Here is a 17,899-nt window from a genome sequence, read left to right on the forward strand (position 1 = left end):
GCCCCGTCCATACAGGGAGAGGGCAGGGCGGCCCCCTGACAGAGAGCAGAGAGACCATGAGCGAGCCCGAGTTCGAGTACGCCGGACACGTCGGCCTGTCCTTCGGGACCGTGTACTTCGAGCGCCTGGCCGTCGACCCCGACGACAAGCCGTGGGCCACCACCGACCGGCCGTGGGTGACCGCCTACCGCGTGACCGGCCCCCGAATCCGCGGGACGGTCCGGATCACCCCCGTCTACGACGAGCCGCTCGTCACCTGGCACACCAACGGCCCCAACGAAAACGCCTGGGAGTTCCTCCCGACCGGCTTCTACGTCGGGTACGGCCGAGCCTCGTACGCGGCCTGCGAGGGTGACCTCGAAGTGTGGGGCTCGCGTCTGGCCGAAGGCGTGCACGTCTACACGAAGCGCGAGACGAAGCACGACTTCCCGGTCCGCCGACTGCAAACCGGCATCGGCGACTACCCGGCCCCGGCGGGCGTCCGCGACAAGACGCGCGAGCTGATCTGGGCCCTGGTCGAGATGCACAAGGAGGATGCCGCCCTCGTCCACGAGAAGGCCGCCGCTTTCGCCCGCGACCAGCGTGCCACCCGAACGACCGACCTCCGCAGCGAGTACCGCGAGGTCGAACGGATGCTCCGCGAACTCCAGGGGCGTCACGCCGAGCTGCAAATGCGCCTGAGCCTCATGGAGGGCGCCTGGTCCTTCGCGACCGCCATCGACGAGGCGGCACCGGCCGCCACCACCCAGACCGCCTGAAGGAGACAGACCGATGAACGCCCCCCTGATCGGCCTTGCCGGCGCCGCACGCTCGGGCAAGGACACCGCAGCTCAATCGCTCCTCGACCTGGGCTGGACGCGCCGAGCCTTCGCCGACAAGGTCCGCGACGTGCTGTACGCGATGAACCCCGTCCTCGACGAGTCCTCGTACGCCGATGGGTTCACCTCCCTGCGGTACGAAGTCGACCACTACGGCTGGGAGAGCGTGAAGGAGATGTACCCGGAGGTGCGCCGCTACCTTCAGCGCCTCGGCACTGAGGGCGGCCGGGAGATCCTTGGCGAGTCTGTGTGGGTCGATGCCCTGTTCCGCGACTCCGAGTCCTGGGGCCCGACCGTCATCACCGACGTGCGCTTCCCGAACGAGGCGAACGCGATCCGTGAGCGCGGCGGCCTGGTCGTGCGGATCGAGCGGCCCGGCATGAAGCCCATCCGGGAGGCCGGGCACTCCAGCGAGAACGCGCTCGCCGGGTACCTGTACGACGACGTGATCCTCAACGACGGCACCGTGGAACAGCTCCGCGACCGTGTGATGCAGCTCATCCCGCTCACTCTGTAAACATGAGACCTTGGTGTTAAGGTTGGCCCATGCGACTGACCCCCCGAAAGGAAGAGGTCGAGGCGATAAAGGCGCTCCTGGAGGACCCCACCTTCGAGAGCGCCGACCAGATGGCCAAGGCCGTCTTCAAGGAAGCCGCCGACCTCATCCAGATGCGCAACACGATCGCCCTCGTCCACACCTGGGCGGACGGTCACCGCGGCCTGAACTTCGGCCCCTTCGGCAGCGAAGCGGAGGTGAAGACCTTCGCCTCGAAGATGGCGTTCGGAGGCACGGGCCGCATGGTCCAACTCCACAGCCCCGGCGTGATGTTGGCCAACGTGGACGGCAAGAAGGGCTGGAAGGGCTACTGCTTCCACCCCGAATGCGGCCACGCACCCTTCACCCACTCCGCAGCAGGCGCCGGCAGAGGTGCCTGCCAGCTCCCCACCTGCCCGTGCGACAAGTTCCGGGCCAAATGACCTCAGAACGGATACCGCCATGACTGACGCACTCCGCGCCCCGAAGATGACCGAAGCCGAGATCGCCGAGCTGCGAGCCCTTCGCGAGGGATACCACGTCACCGACGCCTTCCTTGTCCGCCTCGCGACCCACTTCGTACAGGCCGAGGTAGACGGCGTGCTCAACCCGGCTCGCCACCTCGCCGACTACCTCGGAGTCCAGCGTCAGACCGTCCTCACCTACATGCGCATGGCCCGCCGCAGGGGCTTCGTCGCAAAGCCCCGCCACTGACCAGCAAGGAGAGCCATCATGAAGACCGTCGACTTCCACACCTGCGAGTGCTCGGACAAGCGGGCCTTCCCTGACAAGCGCTCCGCCGAGAAGGCTCTCGGCCGCGCACAGGCCAAGCGTGACCGCCAGGCCCAGTCGATCCGTGGACGCGGCCCCATCAACCGTGAGAACCGCGTCTACGAGTGCGAGTTCGGCATGTGGCACCTCACGAAGCAGTCCCGCCGCTCCTACGAGGAGTACGCCGCCAACAACGCGGCCTGAATGTAAACTTTGGACCGAAGGAAGCAGCCGTGACCACCCCTCTCAACCTCCGCTCCGACATGCGCGTCGAACTCGTCGCCCACAACCTCTCGGACCTCGCCGTCGTACGAGCCGCCCGCGTCTCCACCCTCGGCGCCGAGACCCGCCAGGACGAGACCGGCCGGACCCTGGCCACCAGCGACGAGGGCCTGATCAAGTACCTCATGCGCGAGCGTCACGGCAGCCCGTTCGAGCACGGCAGCCTCACCCTGTACATCGAGGCACCGATCTTCGTCTTCCGCGAGTGGCAGCGCCACCGCATCGCCTCGTACAACGAAGAGTCCGCCCGCTACCGCGAGTTGAAGCCCGACTTCTACCTTCCCGCCGTAGGTCGCAACCTCGTCCAGGTCGGCAAGCCCGGCCACTACCGCTTCGAGCCCGGCACCCCCGGGCAGTTCGCCACTGTGGACGCCGAGCTTCTCCGCGCTTACGAGACCGCCTACCAGGCGTACGAGCGGATGCTCTCCGCCGGCATCGCCCGCGAGATCGCCCGCGCCGCCCTGCCGGTCGGCATCTACAGCTCGATGTACGTCACGATGAACCCCCGCGGCCTGATGAACTTCCTGAGCCTGCGCACCCACCGCGAGGACGCGGCCTTCGTCTCCAACCCGCAGCGCGAGATCGAGATGTGCGCCGAGAAGGCCGAGCGGATCTTCGCCGAGCTGATGCCGATCACGTACGCGGCCTTCGAGGCGAACGGACGGGTCACCCCGTGACGAAAGAGGAGTGGGTCGAGGCCATGCTCGCAAAGGCCCCGACCCCTACCCCCGAAGACATGGAGTGGCTCTGTGCCCGCTTCGGTCTGGAGCGCGATGGATGACGCGCCCCGCTACTTCCAGATGACGTCGATCAGGTCCGGCCGGAACGCGTGGTTACCGCCTCGCGGCTGCTTCTTGATCACCACGGCCTCGATGAACCGCTCGATCGCAGCGCGCTTCATCGGGGTCGTGTACGTTTCCCACTCCCTCGCGATCCGCTCGGCCGCCGTGGTGCTCGACTCCATGCCGGACACGTTCAGGGTCGCGACCTCGATTTCGAGGGCATCGCGCCGATCGTCCAGGCGCTTGATCTCACGTACGAACTCCTTCAGCGGGAACTCGCCCGACTCCCGCAACTGCCGGGCCTCCGTGATCTCCGCCTTCACCTGATCCAGCTCTGCCCTGGCCTTCACGAGTGCCGGATTGATCTCTGACTTGCCCGACCGCAGGGCCTTCGCCATGCGCCGCAGGTACGCCAGGAGGGCCGCCTCGACGAACTCCTCGACCGGCGGGCCCGAGCGCGAGACTCCACCGCAGCCCCCCGCGGACTTCAGGCAGGTGTAGAAGAACCCGTGCCGCTCGTAGCTCGTCGTGCCGCGCGTGTACATCATCGTCAGCATTCCGCCCCCGCACTCGCCGCAGCGGGCTATGCGGGTCAGTAGCCGCTTCGTGACCGTGCTGCCCTTCTTGCGCCCTCGCCCGGAGATCGCCCGAGACTTCAGCACGTCGCACACGGCCCGCCACTGGTCCGGCGAGCAAATCTTCTCCCAGTCGCCAATGACCGGCGTCCCGTCCGCTCGCTCAAGGACGAACTCGCTCAGGTCGAGGCGCCCGCGTTTCTCCCGCTCGGCCTGCGGCACATACACCCGGTACCCGCACAGGCGGGGGTTCGTGAGGATGTACCGGACGGACGTGTACGTGATGTTCCGGCCGGGCGGAGTCTGCCGACTCCTCACCCCCAGCTCGACCCATTCGAGGTGCACCTCGGACAAGAGCTTGCCGTTCAGGATGTCCCGATGGGCCTTGTTGATCAGCTCGGCCTCGAAGGGCTCGGCCTCCTTCCCGCCGTCCTTCCAGCCGAAGGGGGCCACCCCGCGATGGGGCTTCCCCTCCATCGCCTCGGCCTTCTTCTGGCGAGCGACACGGCGGGCCGCGTCGGCAGAGAACTTGTTCGCGATCATCACGTACAGGCGGGCATTGAACCGGCCGTCGTCGGTCGACAGGTCGTAGTCGCCGGCAGTGGTCGCGAAGACCATGGGCCGCCGGGCCCGCTCGTATATATCGATCAGTCGTTCGAGCTGTCGAGGCTGCCGAGTCACGCGGTCGATGTTGTACGCCGCGATCCCGTCGATGACCTCGGTCTCCAGGTCGGAGACCAGCTCGTCAAAGTCCGGCCGCTTCACGCGCCGCTTGAAGGCGGACAGGTCGTTGTCCACGTACATGCGGTGCAGGGTCAGGGACCGCACCTTCACGAGGTCGTGAACGTCCTCCTTCTGGCGGGTCACCCCCTCTTCGCCGTCTCGGCCGTCGCCCAGCTCTCCTGCGTCGCTGATACGCGCGTAGCCGCCGACTAGTATCCCCATGCGGACTCTCTCATTCCGGATCTGGGGTCAGGGTAATCGAACCAGTTCGAACTACGTTTTGGGGGTCCTGGGCGAGACCCGTACGTACTCCTTCGAGGCCATGACCAAGGCGGTACGGCTGATCGAGGGCGGCGCGCGGTTCATCGCGACCAACCCCGACGAGACCGGGCCGTCGACCGAGGGGCCGCTGCCGGCGACCGGGGCGGTGGCCGCGCTGATCACCAAGGCGACCGGGAAGAAGCCGTACTTCGCCGGCAAGCCGAATCCTTTGATGATGCGGACGGGGTTGAACACGATCGGGGCGCATTCGGAGACCAGTGCGATGATCGGGGACCGGATGGACACCGATGTGCTGGCCGGGATCGAGGCGGGGATGGAGACGATTCTGGTGCTGACCGGGTTGACGTCGCCTGAGCAGGTGGAGGACTTTCCGTATCGGCCGTCGGCTGTGGTGAACTCCATTGCGGATCTTGTTGAGCGGATTTGAGCGCCTAGTGGCTCGGGGGATCGGGTGGGGTGGCGACTGCGGCTGAGTGGGGCTGATCGCGCAGTTCCCCGCGCCCCTGTTCGGGCCTGCGGCCCTCAATCCGGCCTTCGGCCTAAACCACCCGGCACCCGTACGGAGCAGTGACCGTCCTCCCCGGATGCGTGCCCGTCCTCGCCGGGGGAGCCTCTGATGTGGAGGTTCACCATGGGCTCACTGCGGCTTACTCTCTGTGTGGGGGCGGTGGTCGCGGGCGCGTCGAGTTTGTCGGCGCCCGCTGTGTACGCGGCCGAATCCGGGGGTGTCTCCGTGCTGCCGGGGGAGCCGGCGCCCGGGACCGATGTTCGGGTGCGGGTCGAGGGGTGCGGGGGGAGACAGGGCACCGCCGCCTCGGCGGCGTTCGTCGCGGACGCCCAGCTCACCCAGCTCGGTGGCCCGAGTGTCGGCACCCTCGTCGGGGAGACCCGCGTACGGTCCTCGCTCCGACCCGGGACGTACGAGGTACGGGTCTTCTGCGACGGCAGGGAGGGCAAGGTCGAGGGCGCGATCAGGGTCGGGGACGGGAAGCCGTCCACCGCCAGGCCCTCGACTTCCGAGCCGGAGCCCCAGTCCGCCGCCCCGGCCTCTCCGGTCGCCCCCGTTCGCGCGGGAGGCGGTGGTGCGGCCGAGTATCTGGCCGCCAACCTGGGCGAACCCGCCGCGACCGAGACCACCGACTCCTCCGACTCCGCTGATTCCTCCCTCATCCCCCTGAACTCGATGGACGACGCCCGGCACACCGGGCCCGGTACCCCGCACACCGTGGTCGGGCTCGTGCTGGCCGGGGTCGCGGCGGTGGTCGTGATCGCGCGGGGTGCGCGGCGCGGCCGTGGGAACAAGTGAGGTCGTCGCCGTGGCCGGTGAGAAGTACATGGACGACAGCGGGTTCGGGGTGGGGGAGCGGGACGGTGGCGGGGTCGGTCGATTCGCCGCCGGGATCGTCTGGGCGGTGCTGCTGCTCGGGCTCTGGCTGTGGGGGCGCGAGGCCACCGACGTACGGCAGGGGATATCCGCCCCGACCACCGGTGACGTGGCGGCCGTCGGACGGCCCGCGCAGGTCGAACTGCCGCCCGCCGCCCAGCCGTTGAAGGGGGCCCGGCCCAAGCGGATCGACGTTCCGGCGATGGGGGTGCAGGCGCCCGTCGTACCGCGCGGCCTCGACGTCGACGGGGCGATCGCCCCGCCCTCCTACGACCAGCTGGGCGTCGTCGGCTGGTACGCGGGCGGCACCCGGCCCGGGGCCACCGGGGTCGCGCTGTTCGTCGGGCATGTCGACACCGAGACCCGGCCCGCCGTCTTCCACAGGCTGAGCGCGCTGCGCCTCGGCGAGAGCGTTCGCGTGGCGCGGGACGACGGTACGGTCGCCGAGTTCACCGTGGACGACGTGCAGGTCTTCGGGCGCGACGACTTCGACGCCGCCCAGGCGTACGGCCCACGGCAGTCCGGGCGGGCCGAGCTGCGGCTCATCACCTGCGGCGGCACCTTCGACCGGGAGAGCCGTACGTACACGGCCAACGTGGTCGTCTCCGCGTACCTCAGCGGTATCGAGCCCTGAGCGCGCCCGGAGGGCGTCGTCGGCGGCGCCGTCACCTGGCCCGGTCGACGACCCGCTCCCCCCGGGGCCGCCGACCGGGCTGGTCCTCGACCGCGCACGCTCGGGCCGCGGGAGTGACCCGGCGTCGGCACGGGAGGCGTGGAGGCGCCGCTCCGAAGTGACTCTAGAACGTGTGAACGTATCGGGCTAGAGGCTTTTTGACGCCAAGTCGATGGGCGGTGACTTTGCGTCACTGTGCCGGTCCTTGTCGTCATCCCGCGTCAACTCCTCGTCCGGGGCGCGTAGTTGACATAACCGGCTCGTGGACAAGGGGGTGACCTCCTGTGGGCGAGGCGGGACTTATGCCAGGATTGGGACTTACGACACGGTGCACCCAAGGGGGAGTTGGATGTACGCCAGGAGGGGGGCGCCCGTCGTGCGGGCGTCCGTGGCGGTGGCGGGGGCGGCACTGCTGCTGGCCGGCTGTTTCGGGGGAGACGGTGACAAGGGCGGCGACGGAGAGCGCGACCGGGCCTCCGGGCCCGACATCACTCAACAGCCCCATGGCACGGACCCGTTCTGGGTCAACCCGGACGGGAACGCGGCGGCCCAGGTCGCCGCGTACGAGAAGGAGGGCAAGGACGAGGACGCCGAGCTGATCCGGAAGATCGCCGAGCAGCCCACCGGCGAGTGGATCGGGCCCGAGAACCCGGAGGACGAGGCGCGCGGCTTCACCGAGGCCGCCGAGAAGGCCGACCGGGACGCCATCCTCGTCCTCTACAACATCCCGCACCGCGACTGCGGCCAGTACTCCGGCGGCGGCGCGGCCGACGGCGACGCGTACCGGGCGTGGATCGACGGGGTGGCCAAGGGCATCGGGGACCGGCCGGCCATGGTCGTCCTCGAACCGGACGCCGTGCTGCACGTCGTGGACGGCTGCACACCGGGCGAGTTCCACGAGGAGCGGTACGACCTGCTCAAGGGCGCGATCGAGAAGCTGACCTCGCTCAAGAACACGAAGGTGTACGTGGACGCCGGGAACGCCGGGTGGAGCGAGGCCGACCGGATCGCCGAGCCGCTGAAGTGGGCCGGCGTGGAGCAGGCCGACGGCTTCGCCGTGAACGTCTCCAACTTCTACACGACCGAGGACTCCATCGAGTACGGCAAGCAGTTGTCGTCCAAGGTCGGCGGGAAGCCGTTCGTCATCGACACGAGCCGCAATGGGAACGGGCCTTGGACCGAGGGGGACGTGGACGAGCAGTGGTGCAATCCGCCGGGGCGGGCGTTGGGGGAGTCTCCGACGACGAAGACGGCGGATGAGCTGGTCGACGCGTATCTGTGGGTCAAGCGGCCCGGGGAGTCGGACGGGGAGTGCAAAGGGGGGCCGAAGGCCGGGGAGTGGTGGCCGGAGTATGCGCTGAGTCTGGCCAAGGCCTCTGAGTAAGGGTGGGGGCGCCTAATGGGGAGGGGGTGCGGGGCTGACGGTCGGATGTGGCTGGTCGCGCAGTTCCCCGCGCCCCTGAAAAAGCGGGGCTGCGCCCCTGCTTTTTCATCAGCCCGCCCGACCTCAGCCTTCAGGCCAAGGGCAACCGCAGGCTTTTAGGGCGCGGGCAATCGCGCAGGCTTTTGGAGCGCCGGGTAACCGCAGGTTTTTAGGGGCGCGGGGCTGTATCTGATGTGCGGCTCCGCCGCGCGGGCGCGACCAGCCCCCACCCACCCGCACCCGAAAACGAACCCCCTACGGCACCTTCACCCACCGAGCCTTGCTCGGTACGCCGGCGTCGTCCGCCACAAACAGCATGTACCACCCGGACTGCACCAGATTCCGATTCCCCGGCACCGTCACCGTGATCTCGTCCCCGCTCGTCTCGAAGTCCACCGCGATGGACTTCTGATCCACATCCGTGACATGCGTCGACGCGCTCGGCCGGATCAGACGGGCCGTCTTGATGGACGACGCGTGCCGTGTGCTGAACGTCGCGGTGCCGCCCCGCTTCACCGTCTTCGGCCCGCCCGACAACGTCGGCCGCGCGTCGCCGTACAGATACGGCGGCGTATAGATCTCGATCCGCTGCTCGAACTCCCCCGGCTTGGAGTTGGCCTCGTCCGCGTACAGGGAGTCGGAGCCGAAGAAGACCACGCGGCCGTCGGGGAGGAGCAGGGAGCCGGAGTGGTAGTTGCGGCCGACCAGAGGGTCGGCCACTTGGCGCATCTCGCCGGTCTTCGCGTCGTAGAGGCGGGCCTGGAGGATGTTGGAGTCGCCGCGGCCGCGGTAGTCCTCCGAGCCGCCCGAGATCAGGACCGTGTCGTCGGGGAGGATGGAGGCCTGGGGGTACCGGGTGCCCTTCTCCAGCGACGGGCCGTCCACAAAGCGCGGGCTCTCGGCCAGCAGGTCGATCACCCGCGTCTTCCTGCTCGACCGCTCCGACTCGCCGACCCCGCCGCCGCCGATCACCATGTACTTCTCGTCCTGCGCCGGCGGCAGCAACACCGTGCCGGCGGTCTCCAGCAGCTTGCTGTCGCTCATCCCGGGGACCTTGGTGAACTTGTTGGTCTTGAGGTCCCAGATGCCGGGGTCGCGGCCGATGTTGTCGGGGCCGTAGCCGGCGTTCGCGCCCGAGTAGAACAGCTTGCCGTTCTGCATCAGGGAGATCGCGGGGTAGGTCGGGAACTGCTGTTCCTTCTTGGTGTACGTCCAGGACCTGGTCTCGGGGTCGTAGATCTCGTTCTTGCCCGGGACCAGTTGGCCGATCTCGTCGAGGCCGGACAGCGACAGGACGCTGCCGTCGGAGAGCGTGGTGAGCGTGGGGTACCAGCGGGCCTCGTTCATCGGGTCGACCTTGATGTACTTCTCGGCGACCGGATCGAACTCGTAGGCGTCCTTGATGCCTTGGAAGTCCTTCTTGTCGAGGGCGAGCTTCTGCGCGATGCCGTAGGTGTTGCGGGCGTCGGCGCCCTTGAGGCCCACCACGCTGTAGTTGTCCTCGGTGCCGGTCTCGTACTTCTTGCCGCTGCGCTGGGCCTCGACATACGCGCGGGCGATCCCGGGCTTGTTGCCGGTGAATTTGCCGGTGTCCGGGTCGAAGGTCTTCGTGGCCTTCTTGAGGGTGACCTCGTCCTTCAGGACGAACGTCTTGCCGTTCTTCTTGCCGACGAACTTCGTGCCCGGCTTCAGCTTCATCTGCTTGTCGGGGTTCTCGTTGTGGATGATCATCAGGCCGCCGGCCTTGGTGACATCGCCCTTGAGCTTCTCGTAGCGCTTGGTGCCGCCCGCGATCAGCAGATTGCCGTTGGACAGCTGGGTGTGGCCGGTGCAGAACAGGTCGGCCGGGGTCGGGACCTTCTTGATGGTCATCTCGACCGGGTCCCAGACACGGGTGTCGAATTTCTTCTCGTCGAAGTTGTCCTGGTCGTTGCCCGAGCCCGCGATCAGCAGGACCTTGCCGGTGTGCAGCAGCGCGGCGTGGATCGTGTTCTGCCGGTACTCCTTCGGGAACTCCACGATCTGCCAGTGCCCGTTCTCGGCCTTGTACTCCGGTCTGTTGATCTTGTACTGGTGGTACTGCTCGGTGCCGAATCGGTACAACCAGGGCCCGTTCATCCCCGCGAGGGCGAGGACCACCGCCCCGCCGATCGCCAGACGACGGGCGCGGCGGCGGCCTGCACGGTCCTTCATTCCTTACGTCCCCCAAGTCCGCCCAGGGCGATCTGCATGGTCTGCTCGCTACCCGCGCCGCCGGGCCCGGACGCGGCCCAACTCGGCTTGTGCTGGGGAGCGTGGGGTGCGTGTGGGGCGCCCGGTGAGTGGGGCGGCGCATGGTGTGCGAGATGCGCGGGGTGTGCCGGGGCCGCTTCGGGTGGCGCCACCATCGAGCCTTGCAGTGCTGCCTTGGCGGCGGCCTTCTTGGCGTCCTCGCGCAGCATGTAGCGCCAGACGAAGATCGGGAACGCGGTGATCAGCATGGCGAACGTCGCCCAGATGATCATCGCCGGGTGGGAGTTGCCGAGGACGAGACCGGCGGCGATCGAGGCGCCGAAGATCGCGATGAAGTACCAGTGGTAGCGGAAGGTGCCGAGCCAGCGGTCGGGGCTCGCCGAGTCGCCCTTCGGCGTGACCACGAACTTGCTCTTGCGGCGCAGCGCCGAATCGATCAGCGCCTTGGCGTACAGCGGCGCCGACAGCGCGGACATCACCATGCCGGCCACACCGCCGGAGCCCTCCGGCTCGTGCGGGGAGACATTGTGGCGGCGGTTCCAGACGTACAGGCCTATCTGCAGGGCGGAGGCGTTGCCGTAGAGCATCAGCCACACCACCGGGTCGATGTTCACACCCGAGGCGCCCGCGCCCAGGAACAGGGCGCAACTCAGCGCCGCGAGAATCCAGTTGAGGGCGGACATCGGGTAGAAGATGATCATCATGGTGTAGTTGAAGAGCTTGGTCGGCGGCAGCGAGTACCAGCCCTTCCAGTACTGCTTGAGGATCGTCTCGTACGTCCCGCGCGACCAGCGCATCTGCTGGGTGAAGAAGTCCGTCCAGGCGCTGGGGCCCTCGCCGACCGCGAGGACGTCCGGGGTGTAGACCGAGCGCCACTTCCGGCCCGTCGCCGGGTTCTTGTGGCGGTGGATCTCGAAGCCGGTGGCCATGTCCTCGGTGATCGAGTCGTAGAGGCCGCCGATCTGCTTGAGTGCCTTGATCCGTACGGCGTTCGAGGTGCCGACGAACATGGGCGAGCCGTAGCGGTTGCCGGCGCGCTGGATCAGGGCGTGGAACAGGAACTGCTGGGACTCGGCGGCCTTGGTGACGAAGTTGTCGTAGTTGCCGTACACCTGGGGGCCGATGACGAAGCCGACGTCCGGGTCGCGGAAGAACCCGAGCATCCGCTCCAGGTAGTTGGGCAGCGGGATGTGGTCGGTGTCGACGGAGGCGAAGTAGTCGTAGTCGTCTCCGTGGGCGTCCAGCCAGGCGTTGTAGTTGCCGTGCTTGGTCTTGGCGCGGTGCGGGCCCTTGGGCTGGTTCCACTTCGCGATGCCCTTGCGGGAGAAGTGGTGCACGCCCAGGCGCGCGCAGACCGCCTTCACCTCCGCGTCGTCGCCCTCGTCGAGCAGCCAGATGTGCAGAAGCCCCCGGTGGCGCAGCTTGACCGCCGCCTCCAGGGTCTTCGTCACCATCTCCAGCGGCTCCTTGCCGGGCACGAAGGAGGTGAGGAAGGCGACTCTGGTGCCGACCTCCGGAACCACCGGGACCGGGTCACGGGCCACCAGCGTGGCGTGCGCGTTCGACAGGACGTTCATGCAGCGGAAGAACTCGATCAGCCCGATCGAGACCAGCATGATCAGATCGAAGGCCGGCAGGAGGTCGTACGTGGGATAGTCGCGCTTGGTCCAGTGCTCCGGCTGCAGCAGCCAGGCGAGCAGGACGAGGGAGAGCACCGGCGCGGCGAACAGCATCAGCGCGATCCTGATGCGGTGCGGCTCCTGGGAGATCAGGGAGCGGTAGCGCACCTTGTACGGCTTGGTCGGATCGGGCTGAGTGAGGGGCCCGGCGAGCCGGCTGTAGTGCTCGTAGTCGTATCTGGGAAGGCTCTTCTTGAGTTTTCGGAAGGCTCCGGTCCGATGTGACGGCATCTTGAGCTGGGTCGTATCGGACGAGTCGTGGTGGTGCCGGGCGCCCGTCGGCGTCGACGTCATGAGTCATCCCCCCGCACACACGTGCGTGTGTGTGTTAGTCGGTCTTCCGCCCGTTTCGGTCCCCCTCGACCGTTACGGACGTATCAGTGGTGGATCGTCGTCACCATGTGATCTACACCATAAAGACACGGGACGGCGGCCTTCCGGTTCCATTGATGCCCCCCTCGGCATCGCTTCCAGGCGTACGTGACCGGCGCACGCGACAGGTGTGCGCGCCGGGGGGCCGTCGATCCCCATCCCTGGACGCATAACGCCCACAGCCCCCCAACTGCCGTGTATCCCGCAGTCTCTTACGGCCCAGGGTTCTACGGTGTTCGTCTTGATCGCAAGAGCGAAACACGGTGTTTACCGGTCATACGCGGTTATTGGGACATCGGTGGAGGATCTGTGGGGAGTGGGGAGGGAGCGCGAAAAGGCCCCCCGCTCTCGCGAGGGGCCTCTCGGTGGTGGTGCGCCGCCAGGGACTCGAACCCCGGACCCGCTGATTAAGAGTCAGCTGCTCTAACCAACTGAGCTAGCGGCGCGCGAGAAGAACTCTACCGGGTGTCCGGGGGTGCTCCCGACCAGAGCACCCCCGGACGAGCCGCCTACTTGAGCCAGAACTGGCTGGGGGTGCGGCCGTTGACCTGCCAGACATTGTCCGCGCGCTGCATGCTGTTGCAGACGTCGTCGCCGTACTTGGACTCGAACAGATCCTGTGAGAACCACTCACAGGTCACGTTCTGCAGTCGCTGCCGCGCGCCCCATGTCACGCCGAGCTTGGTGATCTCGCCCGGCGGGTTACCGACCCTGTCGGTCCGGTCGATGGCCCGCTGGCAGGAGACGCCGTCGGTCTTCGGCACCTCGATCACCCGCGCCCAGGTGACCTCCTGCTGACCGTTGTTGTAGTAGCCCTTCCAGTAGTTCCCGCAGATACGGGAGCCGGACTGGGCCTCAGCCGTTCCGGGAACCGCGATCGCGAACAGGGCCCCGGCCGCCAGACCCGCGGCGGCGAGCGAAGCCGTACGGCGCTTGATGCGCATGACCGTCATGGTTGTCTCCTTGGGTGTCTCCCCGGGGCCGGGGAGGGGGGAGTGGCCGGCCCCGGGGAGAAGGTGTGGGGGGTGTGGGGGGTGTGGGGCGAACCGCGAGGTCAGATACGGCCGTTGACGGCGTAGCCGACCCTTTCCTTCTCGTAGACGTTGCGGGTCCAGTTGCCGAATCGGGTGTTGCCGTTCCACTCGTAGACGGTGCCGCCCTGGCAGCCGCGGTTGGTCCGCACCCAGCCGCCGGAGAAGTCGCCCTGGGTCCAGCGGCGTACCGCGATCTGGACGGGGTGGGCCACGTCACCGCCGTTGAGGTTCACCTTCCAGCCGAAGGTGGTGTTGATCTGGGTGGTCTTCTGGTACCCGCCGACCAGTGAAAGGACGACGTTGTACCACTTCTTGGAGGGCGAGCTGGCGTTACCGGCATCGGTGCCGCCGCCGATGGCCCAACCGGTGACCGTCGACTTCGAATGCTCCCAGGAGTACTCGCAGGTCCGGCCCCTCGGGCACACGAACTCGGTGCCGCGCCATACCCAGTCGTCCCACGTGTTGCCCGCCCGCTGCCGGGTGATGGCGCGGGTGACGTTTCCGCCACCGGTGCCGGGCACGATCCGCGCGCCGTCGGAATAGCTCTGGCTGAAGCACTGGGTGGCCGCTTCCGCCGAGCCGGTCGAGATGACCGCCGTCGAGATGGCGAGGGTTCCGCACATCAGGGCGCGCTGCCACAATTTCATGGACACTGTGTTTTCCTTTCGGGGGGGGGGTGCAGTCGACGCGTAATTCCAGAATTCCTGGGTCGCCGTACTTCGGAATTCCTGGAACGTGTTGAGTGATGTGCGAGGTCAGATACGGCCGTTGATGGCGTAGCCGACCCTTTCCTTCTCGTAGACGTTGCGGGTCCAGTTGCCGAATCGGGTGTTGCCGTTCCACTCGTAGACGGTGCCGCCCTGGCAGCCGCGGTTCGTTCTGACCCAGCCGCCGGAGAAGTCGCCCTGGGTCCAGCGGCGGACCGCGATCTGGACGGGGTGGGCCACGTCACCGCCGTTGAGGTTCACCGTCCAGCCGAAGGTGGTGTTGATCTCGGTGCTCTTCTGGTATCCGCCGACCAGTGAGACAAGGGCGTTGTACCACTTCTTGGTGGGCGAGCTGGTGTTGCCGAGATCGGTGCCGCCGCCGATGGCCCAACCGGTGACCGTCGACTTCGAATGGTTCCAGGAGTATTGGCAGGTCCGGCCCCTCGGGCACACGAACTCGGTGCCGCGCCATACCCAGTCGTCCCACGTGTTGCCCGCCCGCTGCCGGGTGATGGCGCGGGTCACGTTTCCGCCACCGGTGCCGGGCACGATCCGCGCGCCGTCGGAATAGCTCTGGCTGTAACAGGCGGTCGCCGCTTCCGCTGTGCCGGTCGCGGAGACGGCCGTCGCGACGGCAAGGGCTCCGCACATCAGAACCCGCTGCCACACTCGTAGACGCATGTCAGTACACCTGCGACCACTCGGCGGGCGTACGGCCGGCGACCTGGTGGATCAGGTCCACCCGGTTCATGGTCAGGCAGGGGTCCCAGCCGTACTTGCCCTGGAACAGGTTGCCGGCCTCCTCGCAGGTCCAGGAGCGCATGGGCTGCCGGGGGTTCCAGGTCACCTTGCCGTAGCCCGGGAGCTCCCGGCCGTTGATGCTGTTGGTCTTGTCGATGACGCGCAGGCAGATACCGAAGTCGGTCTTGGGCACCTCAAGGACCTTGGCCATGATCCCGACGGTCTTGCCGTTTGCCCTGGCCTCCCAGTAGTTGCCGCAGATACGGGAGCCCGACTGGGCCTCGGCCGTACCGGGGAGCGTGATCGTGGTGGCCGCCGCGGCGGCCATCGCGAGAGCGGCCAGTGCCGTCCTGCGTTTGTGGGGGAATGCGATCGCCACGTCTGTCTCCTTGAGCTCCTGAAAACGGACCTCGCGCGAGGGCCGAATTCCATGGGGGGTGGTCATTCAATGGAGCGTGAGGGCTGCCAACAGCCCTGTGTGGCGGGCGACTTGTTCGGCGAACCCGTCGTCCGGCGGGCATCAATATGGATCGCGTGAGGAGGGGAAGTCAAGACTTCAAGAACCGTCTTTTGAGCTTTGTTTGAGGTAGCTGGAATTGGTGTTTCCGGGCATGCCGAAGGCCCCTTCCGCGCCCGGGAAAGGGCATGGCGAAGCGCCGGAAGGGGTTATGGGAAAGGAAGCGGCTACCTGAAATCAGGGCATGCCTGAAGGGGGAGTGCTCGCGAAGAAAGGAGGTGGGGGGTGGGGGGTCTTCGGAGACGCTTCGGTGAAGTGGGGTGGGGGGTGATGCGGCTCTTACTCAGTCGTTGATCATGCAGCCCGGGAACTCGACCGTCAAGCGCATGGCAGCGAGAACGCAATGTTCGAAACTCTACTGAGCAGTCACCTTCCCTCAACTTACTCAACCGTCCGGTAACCATGAGCCCGGGGCCCGATTTTGCATTTCTTTGGTGAACCGGTCGGGCCGACGGAGGTGAGCGGCGCCCGGGGCCCGGCGGGACGGCGTACATCATTTGGACCGTCAGCATGCGACACCGGGAGACAGTTGGGAAACTGGCGGTCGTGCAGAACCCTGGAATTCGTCGCCCGGTCCGCGAGGGGAATCGTATGGACGCTCCGGTATTCGAGGAAGTCGATCCCGGGGGCGATTGCGAGTGCCCCGGTTGTGTTCATCGGCGTCGGCTTGTGCCGTACTCGGCCCGATGCGTCCATCTGGGCCGGCCCGCGGTCCGGAACGCGATCGTCGTGGCCACCGCGGCCGGTGCGGCGCTCGGTGCGGGGCAGGTCGTCCCGGCGGTCGCGGCGGCCCCCGAGGCGGGCCCGCAGACCCGGCCCGAGGAGCTGCCCGCGACCCTCCCCATGACTCGTCCCATGGCCCTCCGTGCGAGCGTTCCCGCAGATGAGCAGCCCCGTACCCCGCAGGGGAAGAAGGCTCCGCTGCACGGTCCCGGAGGGCGGCCGGCGGACCCGGAGAAGCCGCCAGAGGAGCTGAAGACACCGCCGATCACCCGGGCGGAGATCATCCGGCGGGCCCGGACCTGGATCGTCGCCGAGGTGCCGTACAGCATGACGGAATACTGGTCGGACGGTTATCGGCAGGACTGCTCGGGCTTTGTCTCCATGGCCTGGAAACTGCCGGGGAACGAGTGGACGGGCAGCCTCGACAAGTTCGCCGAGCGCATTTCCAAGGACGATCTCGAACCCGGGGACATGCTGCTCTTCCATAATCCGAATGACCCTCAGAAGGGCTCGCACGTAGTAATTTTCGGCGGCTGGACGGACGACACGCACACCGAGTACATCGCCTACGAGTCGACCCGCCCGCACGCCCGCAGGCTGGTCACCCCGTACAGCTACTGGAACAACTCCAGCCGCTATGTGCCGTACCGCTACAAGGGGCTGGTCGAGGAGGGCGAGGGCGAGGGCGAGGGCACGGCGGACGGCAAGACGGGCACCGTCGACTCCCCGTCCGGGCCGGACGCCACGGGTGAGCCCGGTTCCGCCGAGGCCCCGGGGGCCAAGGGCTCCGCCGGTGCCGACCGGGACGACCGCTATCCGGGGGCCGCCTACTTCGGGCCCGGCGCCGACAACCGCCATGTCACCCGGTTGGGGCAGCTGCTGGTGGAGCGCGGTGGGGGCCGCTTCTACCGCGAGGGGCCGGGGCCGCGCTGGACGGCGGCCGACGGCAGGGCGACCCAGGCCTTCCAGCGGGCCCAGGGCTGGTCGGGCCGGGACGCGGACGGGCTGCCGGGGCCGACGACCTGGTCGTACCTGGTGAACGGGAAGGGGCGCGACATCCCACCGCCCGGGAGCGCCGGCCCCGCCGGCAGACCCGCGACGCCTCGCCCGTCCGGGACCTCCGTGCCGCCCTACCCGGGCCGCGGCATGTTCCGCCCCGGCGCGGACAACGCCCATATCACCCGCCTGGGGAAACAGCTGATCAAGAAGGGCTTCGGCAAGTACTACACGTCCCCTCCGGGTTCCCGCTGGGACGAGTCGGACCGCCGGAACGTGGAGGCCTTCCAGCGGGCCCAGGGCTGGCGGGGAGGCGCGGCGGACGGCTACCCGGGACCGGAAACCTGGCGCCGCCTCTTCTCTTGACCGGGCCTTGGGCGACCTGACGACTCCGGCCGACCCCGGAGTCCCTGGCCGACTCCGGCCGACCTGACCGACTCCGGTCGGCCCCGGTGACCCTGGCCGACCCCGGTGGCCCCGGTCGGCCTTCGGCCCACCCGACCAGCCCCGAGGCTGAACCCGACCGGCCCCTGACCGAAGTGCAACCGACACCTGACAGCCCCCGGCCGCAGCCGACTGGCCCCCGACCGAACCCCGCCGAACCTGCCTGACTCCAGTTGGCCTTGACCGAATCCGACTCGCCCCCGAGC

The 17,899-nt window shown here is 67.9% G+C and carries 17 protein-coding genes, 1 tRNA gene and 1 pseudogene; 11 read left to right on the forward strand and 8 right to left on the reverse strand.

From position 1 onward, the window contains the following. Window positions 1-56: 56 nt before the first annotated feature. Genes ACWD4G_RS03910 through thyX form a run of 6 tightly spaced genes read left to right on the forward strand, consistent with a single transcriptional unit; the run spans window position 57 to window position 3,083 of the window. The gene (locus ACWD4G_RS03910; protein ID WP_451290590.1) at window positions 57-758 is read left to right on the forward strand and encodes a hypothetical protein; all 702 of its coding nucleotides are present in this window, start codon (window positions 57-59) and stop codon (window positions 756-758) included. A 13-nt stretch (window positions 759-771) separates the two neighbouring features. After that, window positions 772-1,335, forward strand: coding sequence for a deoxynucleotide monophosphate kinase family protein (locus ACWD4G_RS03915; protein ID WP_451290591.1), 564 nt, complete (start codon window positions 772-774; stop codon window positions 1,333-1,335). 29 nt (window positions 1,336-1,364) lie between these two features. Continuing rightward, window positions 1,365-1,796: a hypothetical protein gene (locus ACWD4G_RS03920; protein WP_007264297.1), complete on the forward strand. Its 432-nt coding sequence runs from the start codon at window positions 1,365-1,367 to the stop codon at window positions 1,794-1,796. Window positions 1,797-1,815: 19 nt separating this feature from the next. Further along, window positions 1,816-2,067 carry a hypothetical protein gene (locus ACWD4G_RS03925; protein WP_451290592.1) on the forward strand — a complete coding sequence of 84 codons (252 nt, stop codon included), beginning with the start codon at window positions 1,816-1,818 and terminating at the stop codon, window positions 2,065-2,067. Window positions 2,068-2,085: 18 nt separating this feature from the next. Then, a complete protein-coding gene (locus ACWD4G_RS03930) occupies window positions 2,086-2,328 on the forward strand; it encodes a hypothetical protein (RefSeq protein WP_451290593.1) in 243 nt (80 codons plus the stop codon). A gap of 29 nt (window positions 2,329-2,357) precedes the next feature. Further along, complete coding sequence (gene thyX, locus ACWD4G_RS03935; protein WP_451290594.1) at window positions 2,358-3,083, forward strand: FAD-dependent thymidylate synthase; 726 nt, start codon at window positions 2,358-2,360, stop codon at window positions 3,081-3,083. Between the two features lie 113 nt (window positions 3,084-3,196). On the opposite strand, the gene ACWD4G_RS03940 is transcribed toward thyX, so the two are convergent. Then, entirely contained in the window at window positions 3,197-4,708 is a 1,512-nt protein-coding gene (locus tag ACWD4G_RS03940) for a recombinase family protein (RefSeq protein WP_451290595.1), read from the reverse strand. A 64-nt stretch (window positions 4,709-4,772) separates the two neighbouring features. Here ACWD4G_RS03940 and ACWD4G_RS03945 point away from each other — a divergent pair. The 4 genes and pseudogenes from ACWD4G_RS03945 to ACWD4G_RS03960 form a co-directional block, all read left to right on the forward strand. Next, window positions 4,773-5,195: pseudogene (locus ACWD4G_RS03945) on the forward strand (HAD hydrolase-like protein); the annotation flags it as partial. 204 nt (window positions 5,196-5,399) lie between these two features. Then, window positions 5,400-6,074, forward strand: coding sequence for a hypothetical protein (locus ACWD4G_RS03950; RefSeq protein ID WP_451290760.1), 675 nt, complete (start codon window positions 5,400-5,402; stop codon window positions 6,072-6,074). 28 nt (window positions 6,075-6,102) lie between these two features. Next, entirely contained in the window at window positions 6,103-6,786 is a 684-nt protein-coding gene (locus ACWD4G_RS03955; RefSeq protein ID WP_451290761.1) for a class F sortase, read from the forward strand. A 388-nt stretch (window positions 6,787-7,174) separates the two neighbouring features. Further along, window positions 7,175-8,209, forward strand: coding sequence for a glycoside hydrolase family 6 protein (locus ACWD4G_RS03960; RefSeq protein ID WP_451290596.1), 1,035 nt, complete (start codon window positions 7,175-7,177; stop codon window positions 8,207-8,209). A 294-nt stretch (window positions 8,210-8,503) separates the two neighbouring features. Here the strand turns inward: ACWD4G_RS03960 and ACWD4G_RS03965 are convergent, their stop codons facing one another. The 7 genes from ACWD4G_RS03965 to ACWD4G_RS03995 all read right to left on the reverse strand — a co-directional run bounded on the left by ACWD4G_RS03965 (window position 8,504) and on the right by ACWD4G_RS03995 (window position 15,392). After that, complete coding sequence (locus ACWD4G_RS03965; protein WP_451290597.1) at window positions 8,504-10,441, reverse strand: galactose oxidase-like domain-containing protein; 1,938 nt, start codon at window positions 10,439-10,441, stop codon at window positions 8,504-8,506. After that, window positions 10,438-12,453, reverse strand: a complete 2,016-nt coding sequence (locus ACWD4G_RS03970; RefSeq protein ID WP_451290598.1) for a glycosyltransferase family 2 protein — start codon at window positions 12,451-12,453, stop codon at window positions 10,438-10,440. Before ACWD4G_RS03970 ends, ACWD4G_RS03965 begins: the two co-directional genes overlap by 4 nt. 447 nt (window positions 12,454-12,900) lie before the next feature. Then, window positions 12,901-12,977: transfer RNA gene (locus ACWD4G_RS03975), tRNA-Lys, on the reverse strand. A gap of 63 nt (window positions 12,978-13,040) precedes the next feature. After that, on the reverse strand, window positions 13,041-13,484 hold the full coding sequence (locus ACWD4G_RS03980; protein WP_451290599.1) for a hypothetical protein: 444 nt from the start codon (window positions 13,482-13,484) through the stop codon (window positions 13,041-13,043). Window positions 13,485-13,585: 101 nt separating this feature from the next. Continuing rightward, window positions 13,586-14,212, reverse strand: a complete 627-nt coding sequence (locus ACWD4G_RS03985; RefSeq protein ID WP_451290600.1) for a hypothetical protein — start codon at window positions 14,210-14,212, stop codon at window positions 13,586-13,588. A gap of 108 nt (window positions 14,213-14,320) precedes the next feature. Beyond that, window positions 14,321-14,953 carry a hypothetical protein gene (locus ACWD4G_RS03990; protein ID WP_451290601.1) on the reverse strand — a complete coding sequence of 211 codons (633 nt, stop codon included), beginning with the start codon at window positions 14,951-14,953 and terminating at the stop codon, window positions 14,321-14,323. Between the two features lies 1 nt (window position 14,954). Then, window positions 14,955-15,392 (reverse strand): hypothetical protein, encoded by a 438-nt coding sequence (locus ACWD4G_RS03995; protein WP_451290602.1) that lies wholly within the window; start codon window positions 15,390-15,392, stop codon window positions 14,955-14,957. Between the two features lie 729 nt (window positions 15,393-16,121). Here ACWD4G_RS03995 and ACWD4G_RS04000 point away from each other — a divergent pair. After that, window positions 16,122-17,615, forward strand: coding sequence for a peptidoglycan-binding protein (locus ACWD4G_RS04000; RefSeq protein ID WP_451290603.1), 1,494 nt, complete (start codon window positions 16,122-16,124; stop codon window positions 17,613-17,615). Window positions 17,616-17,899 lie beyond the last annotated feature (284 nt).

Source organism: Streptomyces sp. NPDC002643 (assembly GCF_053592555.1).

Coding starts and splice junctions, on each gene's coding strand:
- ACWD4G_RS03950 (WP_451290760.1), top strand. CDS start 5,400: ATGGGCTCACTGCGGCTTACTCTCTGTGTGGGGGCGGTGGTCGCGGGC.
- ACWD4G_RS03910 (WP_451290590.1), top strand. CDS start 57: ATGAGCGAGCCCGAGTTCGAGTACGCCGGACACGTCGGCCTGTCCTTC.
- ACWD4G_RS03965 (WP_451290597.1), bottom strand. CDS start 10,441: ATGAAGGACCGTGCAGGCCGCCGCCGCGCCCGTCGTCTGGCGATCGGC.
- ACWD4G_RS03960 (WP_451290596.1), top strand. CDS start 7,175: ATGTACGCCAGGAGGGGGGCGCCCGTCGTGCGGGCGTCCGTGGCGGTG.
- ACWD4G_RS03980 (WP_451290599.1), bottom strand. CDS start 13,484: ATGACGGTCATGCGCATCAAGCGCCGTACGGCTTCGCTCGCCGCCGCG.
- ACWD4G_RS03925 (WP_451290592.1), top strand. CDS start 1,816: ATGACTGACGCACTCCGCGCCCCGAAGATGACCGAAGCCGAGATCGCC.
- ACWD4G_RS04000 (WP_451290603.1), top strand. CDS start 16,122: ATGGACGCTCCGGTATTCGAGGAAGTCGATCCCGGGGGCGATTGCGAG.
- ACWD4G_RS03920 (WP_007264297.1), top strand. CDS start 1,365: ATGCGACTGACCCCCCGAAAGGAAGAGGTCGAGGCGATAAAGGCGCTC.
- ACWD4G_RS03985 (WP_451290600.1), bottom strand. CDS start 14,212: ATGAAATTGTGGCAGCGCGCCCTGATGTGCGGAACCCTCGCCATCTCG.
- ACWD4G_RS03990 (WP_451290601.1), bottom strand. CDS start 14,953: ATGCGTCTACGAGTGTGGCAGCGGGTTCTGATGTGCGGAGCCCTTGCC.
- ACWD4G_RS03940 (WP_451290595.1), bottom strand. CDS start 4,708: ATGGGGATACTAGTCGGCGGCTACGCGCGTATCAGCGACGCAGGAGAG.
- ACWD4G_RS03915 (WP_451290591.1), top strand. CDS start 772: ATGAACGCCCCCCTGATCGGCCTTGCCGGCGCCGCACGCTCGGGCAAG.
- ACWD4G_RS03930 (WP_451290593.1), top strand. CDS start 2,086: ATGAAGACCGTCGACTTCCACACCTGCGAGTGCTCGGACAAGCGGGCC.
- ACWD4G_RS03955 (WP_451290761.1), top strand. CDS start 6,103: ATGGACGACAGCGGGTTCGGGGTGGGGGAGCGGGACGGTGGCGGGGTC.
- ACWD4G_RS03970 (WP_451290598.1), bottom strand. CDS start 12,453: ATGACGTCGACGCCGACGGGCGCCCGGCACCACCACGACTCGTCCGAT.